Origin of the sequence: Bradyrhizobium sp. CCH5-F6, from assembly GCF_001556045.1 — a bacterium.
Classification (GTDB): Bacteria; Pseudomonadota; Alphaproteobacteria; order Rhizobiales; family Xanthobacteraceae; genus Bradyrhizobium.
Map to the genome: position 1 here is coordinate 1 of NZ_LSIC01000077.1, position 6,432 is coordinate 6,432.

A 6,432-nucleotide genomic window follows, 5' to 3' on the forward strand; every position below is an offset into this window, starting at 1 on the left:
CTCGCCATCGCAACCTCCTTCGCTGAAGTGTTGCGACGAACGGTTGAATCCGCCCTGGATGCCCCGGTCAAGCCGGGGCATGACAGCGAGAATGTGGATGCAGCTCCGCGTCTAATCGACGCCGTCTCACTCCACCGCAGCGTAAACCAGGTCCCGCACCAGCGTCCGCGTGTAGTCGCGCTGGCCTGGGCCCTGGCTCATGAACACCGCGAACAAATCCTCCTTCGGATCGATCCAGAAGAACGTGCCGGCAATGCCGCTCCAGAAATACTGGCCGACGCTGCCGGGGAAGGGCGCGATGCCGGCCTCCTTGCGAACGGCGAAGCCGAGGCCGAAGCCGTGGCCGGGCGAGAGCAGGGTGCCGTTGATCGCAACACCCGGCTCAAGATGATCGGAGGCCATCAGCTCCAGCGTCTTGCGGCCGATGATCCTGTTGCCGTCGAGCGCGCCGCCGTTGCGCAGCATCAGGCAGAAGCGGGCATAGTCCATCGTGGTCGAGACCAGCCCGCCGCCACCGGACTCCATCACCGGCTGCTCGAGCATGTTGAACAATGCGACCTTGTCGCCGGTCCAGGGATCGGCCGCGAACGGCTCGGCGAGGCGCCCGGCATTGGCCTCGGAGGTCGAGAAGCCGGTCTCGGCCATCTTCAAGGGCGCGAGGACCCGCTCGGCGAGGAACGTGCCGAGCGTCTTGCCGCTGACGACCTCGATGATGCGGCCCAGAATGTCGGTGGAGCGGCTGTAGTTGAACTCCGCGCCGGGCTGGCAGACCAGCGGAAAGCTCGCCACCAGCGCGGCGTGCTCGGCGTTGCTGATCTTGCGGCTGCGGACGCGGGACTCCTGGTAGAGCTTGTGGACGGGGCCGTCGCCCTGGTGCTCGTAGGTGAGGCCGGAGGTGTGGCGGAGCAGGTCCTGCACGGTCATGGGCCGCATCGGCGACACCAGTTCCAGCTTGCCGTCCTTGACGACGCCGACCTTCTGGTTCGCAAATTCCGGGATGAATTTTGCGACGGCGTCGCCGAGGAGCAGGTGGCCATCCTCGACCAGCGCCATGATGCCGACCGAGACGATCGGCTTGGTCATCGAGAAGATGCGGAAGATCGAGTCGCGCGCCATCGGCGCGGCACCCGCCGGGCTTTGCCTGCCGAGCGCCTCGAACCAGCCGATCTGACCGCGCCGGGCCACCAGCACGGTGACCCCGGGAACGGTTCCCTTGTCGATCTCGCGCTTGAAGGCGTCCGACAGAGCCTGGAGACGGGGGCGCGACAGCCCGAGCGTCTCGGGGCGCGCCTCCGGCACAGGCGGGGTCTGGAGCGCGGTCGTAGCCTGTGGGGCGGCTGTGGCGGTCGCTGTCGCGGTCATGGGCACTCCCGGTTGTTTCTCGTTGTCGTCAACGGACTGTGGCCCAGAACCCCCGGCACAAACAAGCGAAGCCGGCGCGGTTCACCCTTGCAAACCGGCCGTCCCTTGTGCTTGAAAGCGCGCCTGATCCGCGGTGACGCGGGTTCGTAGGAGTGTAGCTCAATTGGTAGAGCACCGGTCTCCAAAACCGGGGGTCGCAGGTTCGAGCCCTGCCACTCCTGCCAGTAAATTCAATCACTTAGATTAGTGCTGGCGGGATAGGGACGAGCCGTCCCGTGGGAATCGCCCAAAAGCCAGCCAAAACCGCTGGACGCCTTGAGCCAGGGGTCCGCGATGCGTCAGAGCGCGGGGGTTCGTTCCGCGTCGGCGGGAATTTGCCTGAGATCGACGTTTCGGATGGGAACGCGGCGCAGCAGCGAGACGATGGTTCCGCCGAGCTCGAAATAGGTGCGCAGCCGCAGCGCACGTGAGGAGCCCTTCAGCTCCGCGTTCAAGCTCACGGGCACCTGGACATAGGTAAGGCCGAGCTGGAGCAGCGAGATCAACGCGCAGATCTGATAGCCGTAGCCGTCGGCCTTGACCGCAATCTGGCGCAGCCATTTCACGGGGTAGACGATCATGCTGTGGTAGTCGGACAGCCAGAAGCCGAACAGGCAGTTCAGGATGAACCGCAGCGAATGCGACTGGATGGAGCGATTGACCGAGCGGTCCGACTGGTTGTCGCGATAGGTAATCACGATGTCGGCGGCGCCCGCCGCCTTGAACATCCGGGCAATACCGTCGTTCTGGAAGGCGTGATCGCCGGGAATCAGCGTGATCGCATCGAATTTCGCGCGCGACAGCGCGTATTCGAAGCCGGCACCGACACCGCGCCGTTCGGCGTTGTGATGCACGATGATGCGCGGCTCGCCGGCAGCGAACTCGTCCATGATCGCGCCGGTGGCGTCGGTGCTGCCGTCGTCGATCAGGATTATCTCGAAATCGTCGAGCAGCTCGCGGGCGAGCGGCAGAACACCGTCGATGGTGTCGGCGATCTTGTCCTGCTCGTTCAGCGCAGGGATGACGATCGTAAGCCGTTTTGCCGCCCTGGAAGGTGTCATCTCATGCCGCCTGTTGTCGGCCACTCTTACTGGTGGAGCCCCGGCGCAACTCTAGGTCATCTGAGCCGGCCGAACAATGTGGCCTGCAGCTGTGGTCCACACGAAACCGGCGATGTGTGTGTTCCGCGCAACTAGTCGGGAAAATCATACAGGCTGGTATCGCCAATGCCGAAGGCGCGGCGCAGCCATCCGACGCGGCCTGCTAAATTCCGGCCCGCCGCGGTGGCCACGTAGTGCGAATCGACGGGTTCGACCAAGCCTCCGTCGACCAGGTTCCCAATCCGTCCCCGGAACAGATCTGGAACCTGCCGTTCGATGATGTCCGAAAGCGGCGCCCTCCGACCGGGCCGGTCGACGAGGCTGAGCAGGATGTCCAGCGAAACCGACTTATACACTGCGCCAAAGGCGAAAACGTAAGCCATAACGCAAAATCCGAAAATCGACGCGGCGTCCCAATATTGAAATCGCGGGACGACGAAGATTCCGAGCATCACGCCCAGACTATGCGAGACAACGGCGGCGATCGCGAGCAGGGTCACGGGGCCTAGCGGCCATGCGCGAGCGCGGGCCATGAGCTGCAAGGCAGGCGCCAGCAGGACGAAGACGACCACGGCGACGAATCCGATCGCGAAGGACATCGTGCCGCTCACCCAAGACCCGTCGACAGGCGAACGAGCTTGACGAGACGCGCGACCGCTACCCCCTTGGCCGTCGGGGCCAGCGTGCCGCCCGCCGTGATCACCATCCCCGCGCCGACCAGGAGCTTCAGGCGGTTGTGCGTGAACATGCCGAGATCTCCGCCCTGCATGTAGGCCTCGGCCCATTGCTCAAGGGTGAGGGGACGTTCAGCCTGGACGAGTGCCGTGAGCAGCGTCAGCGTGAAGCCCCACGCCAGCAGGCTGAACAGGATGTAGCAGAACATCATCGCCGTTCCCAATAGCAGCAGACCGCCAATCACGTCGCCGACGTGGCGTTGACCTGGAAGTGCCAGACACGCGATCGCGAAGAGCACGATGACGCTGACGCAGCCCAGCCGAAAGCGGCGGCCGGATCCGCCTGTGGCGGCAATGCGCGCGTAACACAGCAATAGCAGTGGAAAGGCGATGCTGAGACCAATCGCAGCGGCTTGCGCCGGGCCCGGTAGCAGGTTCATTGCGGCAAACGTCCCGGACGCCTCTCAGGCCCAGCCAGAATGAAAGTCTATAGGAGGTCGCATTTTTGTGGTCAAGGGAGCCCGACGTCCCGCACTTGCGGTCGTCACACGGGCGTGCGAATCCTTGCCGGCGATGTCCTCCCTTTCCCGTCCGAGCTTGCCCCCGTTGCTGCGCGCGATAGCTGTTCTGATCGTCGCGTTGCTCGTTGCGCACGCGCCGATGCTCCTGAACGACGGCCTCTTCATGGACGATTGGCTGGTGCTCAAGCCGCGTCCTGACTATCTCGTCGACATTGATTTCCTGCTGAACGGCGCCGGCCATCCGATCTTCTACGGCTACGACACGTTCGCGAACTGGACAGGGACTCCGGTTGTCGTGATGGTATCGCTGGCGATCGCCGGAATTGTGCTCGGCGCGGTGTGTCTGATGCTGACGGCGATACGGCTCGATCTGCTCGACCGCGCCGAGGCGGTCGGCTTCGCGCTGATCGTCTGGACCTATCCCGGCTATCAGCTGTGGGCGGGCAAGGCCAACGCGGTCTACGTCTTCAGCCTTGGGCTTCTGTTCATCGGTGCATGGCTGTTGACGCTCGCCTTCCGCGCACGCGGCCTGCGGCGCGCGCTGCTTCGCGTGGCCGCCGCGTTTGTCTTCCTGCTGAGCTTCGCGCTCAACTCGACAATCGTGCTCTATGCCTTCGTGGTGCTCGGCCTGTTCGTTGCGATATGGCGGGGGGGTGACGCGGCGCAGGGCTTGGCTCGCCGTACATGGCTCGCAGCCTGGCGCTGCGTCCTGCGCTATCCGGAATTGATGGTGCTTCCTCTGGTCTATTGGGGCACGCTCAATGTCTGGTTCAAGCGGATAGGCGTCTACGCACAGCACTATGACGCCCATCTGCCGACGCTCGGCGAATTGGCTAGGGGGTGGTGGGCGTTCTTCCTCACGGGCTACAGGGACGTGGCGACCCACGCGATTCGCGCTGCGATCCAGGTCCCGGCGCTCTTCATCGCGTCTGCGGTCCTCGTCGGCATCGTCTTGCTGCAGCTGCGTCCGGACACGAAGCCGACCGCGTCCAGAGGCGCGATCGCCATGCCGCTTGCGCTCGCGATGGTTTTGTTTCTGGCATTGTCATCGCCCTATCTGATCGCCGGCCTGCGGCCATCTTCCACGCATTTCTACGAGAGCCGTCATCTGCTGATGTTCGGCGTGCCGTTGGCGCTCGCACTGCTCGGGTTCAAGCGACTGGCCGAACGTTGGACCACCCCACGCGCCGCCTTTGCCGTCATGTTCGGAGTGGGCTTGATCGTGTCGATCGGCATGCTGTGGAACGACTACGTCTTCATGCAGGCGAGAACCCTGAAGCAGCAGGCCTTGGCACGCGACCTTGCCGGCCGTGTGCAGCCGGCTGCGACGGTTTATGCGCTCGATGACGGCTTCTTCGACTACCCGTCTCGGCATGTGCCGTTCGGCCTCGCCGAAGTCACCGGCATGCTTCGCCTTGCCTGGGGCAATCAACCCTTCTTCGGATTTGCCTTGCGTGCCGAGCGGCCCGACATCCTCCGTGGGATGGACGAGGCGCGGAAAGCTCCGGGAAGTGCATTCCGTCACTTCGACCCCTCGGGGCCGCAGGCGACGATCTTGTTGCAGCCGGGCCCTGGAGCCGCGCCGAACCAGACCTTGGTCCGGAAGTACTACGTGTGCCGGTTGCTGGCGCGCTGCGATGTTGCAGAGCTTCTGGCTCAGCTTGCGCAGGTCACGATCAAGTTGGGCCCAATTGCGGGCGTCCTGCCGCTCGAAGCCGCGAGCAAGAGTGTCACGCCTGGTCGCTAATTCGCCGCTTCCAGACCGCCTCTGCAACCGCGATGTCGGTTACCGAGTCCTCGCCGGAAGTAAGGGGCTTGCGTCGTTCGGCAATATCGAGAACGAAGGCGTCGGCCTGGCGCCGAAATGCCCAGCTCGCTTCACCCGTCAGCCGCGTGCTGTGCCCATCGCGATCGAGGATGACCTCCGCCTCCTGCTCGGCAAAGGGCGGAGGCAATTTCAACGTCACCGCGCCGCGCTCAAAATCGATCGTCAGCCCCTCGCGCCAGGCGCCTTCGGACCCGTTCACGAGATCCAGTGTGCAAGCGATGCCGTCGAAGTCGAGGGTGATGCGCGCGGCTCCCGATGTCTCGACAGAGCTTTCGGCGACCGCTGGCGACGATCCGAGCAGGTAGCGCGCCAGATTGATGATATGGCTGAAGACATTCAGAAAATTGTCGTAGCCGGGGCGCATCGCGCGCGGCATCCAGTCGGGACCATCCTCCCAGAGTTCGAGCCCGTCGGGACGCGCTTCGCCGGTCATCACGAAATTGTCCTGCGCCCGGCCCGTGTCGCCGCCGAAGCACCAGCCTCGCGCGGCGACGATGCGTCCGAGCGACTGGTCCGCGCGGATGCGCGCCAGCTCGGCCAGCGCGCGTGCCACGCCGGCGTCGTGTCGTTTCATATAGCCGATGCTGTAGATGAGGTCCTGTCGCCTGGCGGCTTCGACCAGAGTCTTGGCCTGAACCGTCGTGTAGGCCATCGGCTTTTCCGACAGCACATGGCGGCCGCTGTTCAACGCGTCCAGGACGATCGGCCCGGTCGCGCGCCGCTTCGTCACGACGACCACGGCCGACACGTCGCTGTCGGCAAGCAGATCCCGATGCGTGCCATAGACCCGCGAGATGCCGAACTTCTGCGCTGCGGCGGCAGCTAGATCCGGCCGGAGATCGGCGACGGCCACTGACCTGAGCCCCAACTTTCATCCACCGATGAGTAGAGTCCCGGTGACATTTGAG

Annotated in this window: 6 protein-coding genes and 1 tRNA gene; 2 read left to right on the plus strand and 5 right to left on the minus strand. The window is 64.4% G+C overall.

Annotated elements, in window-relative coordinates; all coding sequences use genetic code 11:
• Nucleotides 1-126: 126 nt before the first annotated feature.
• Nucleotides 127-1,362, minus strand: a complete 1,236-nt coding sequence (locus tag AX729_RS14210; protein ID WP_061024001.1) for a serine hydrolase domain-containing protein — start codon at nt 1,360-1,362, stop codon at nt 127-129.
• Between the two features lie 148 nt (nt 1,363-1,510).
• On the opposite strand from AX729_RS14210, the gene AX729_RS14215 reads away from it, so the two are divergent.
• Nucleotides 1,511-1,586, plus strand: a tRNA-Trp gene (locus AX729_RS14215).
• Between the two features lie 114 nt (nt 1,587-1,700).
• Here AX729_RS14215 and AX729_RS14220 read toward each other — a convergent pair.
• The 3 genes from AX729_RS14220 to AX729_RS14230 form a co-directional block, all read right to left on the minus strand.
• A complete protein-coding gene (locus AX729_RS14220; protein WP_061024008.1) occupies nt 1,701-2,462 on the minus strand; it encodes a glycosyltransferase family 2 protein in 762 nt (253 codons plus the stop codon).
• A gap of 131 nt (nt 2,463-2,593) precedes the next feature.
• Nucleotides 2,594-3,100 (minus strand): hypothetical protein, encoded by a 507-nt coding sequence (locus tag AX729_RS14225; protein ID WP_061024009.1) that lies wholly within the window; start codon nt 3,098-3,100, stop codon nt 2,594-2,596.
• Between the two features lie 8 nt (nt 3,101-3,108).
• The gene (locus tag AX729_RS14230; protein WP_061024002.1) at nt 3,109-3,615 is read right to left on the minus strand and encodes a hypothetical protein; all 507 of its coding nucleotides are present in this window, start codon (nt 3,613-3,615) and stop codon (nt 3,109-3,111) included.
• 220 nt (nt 3,616-3,835) lie between these two features.
• Here AX729_RS14230 and AX729_RS14235 point away from each other — a divergent pair, with 220 nt between their 5' ends.
• Nucleotides 3,836-5,443 carry a hypothetical protein gene (locus AX729_RS14235; RefSeq protein ID WP_245325164.1) on the plus strand — a complete coding sequence of 536 codons (1,608 nt, stop codon included), beginning with the start codon at nt 3,836-3,838 and terminating at the stop codon, nt 5,441-5,443.
• Here the strand turns inward: AX729_RS14235 and AX729_RS14240 are convergent.
• Nucleotides 5,427-6,392, minus strand: a complete 966-nt coding sequence (locus AX729_RS14240) for a Gfo/Idh/MocA family protein (RefSeq protein ID WP_061024006.1) — start codon at nt 6,390-6,392, stop codon at nt 5,427-5,429. The genes AX729_RS14235 and AX729_RS14240 overlap by 17 nt on opposite strands.
• Nucleotides 6,393-6,432: the final 40 nt, after the last annotated feature.

Excerpts from the sequence above, each read along its gene's own strand:
- AX729_RS14230 (WP_061024002.1), bottom strand. The coding sequence starts at position 3,615 with ATGAACCTGCTACCGGGCCCGGCGCAAGCCGCTGCGATTGGTCTCAGC.
- AX729_RS14210 (WP_061024001.1), bottom strand. The coding sequence starts at position 1,362 with ATGACCGCGACAGCGACCGCCACAGCCGCCCCACAGGCTACGACCGCG.
- AX729_RS14235 (WP_245325164.1), top strand. The coding sequence starts at position 3,836 with ATGCTCCTGAACGACGGCCTCTTCATGGACGATTGGCTGGTGCTCAAG.
- AX729_RS14220 (WP_061024008.1), bottom strand. The coding sequence starts at position 2,462 with ATGACACCTTCCAGGGCGGCAAAACGGCTTACGATCGTCATCCCTGCG.
- AX729_RS14225 (WP_061024009.1), bottom strand. The coding sequence starts at position 3,100 with ATGTCCTTCGCGATCGGATTCGTCGCCGTGGTCGTCTTCGTCCTGCTG.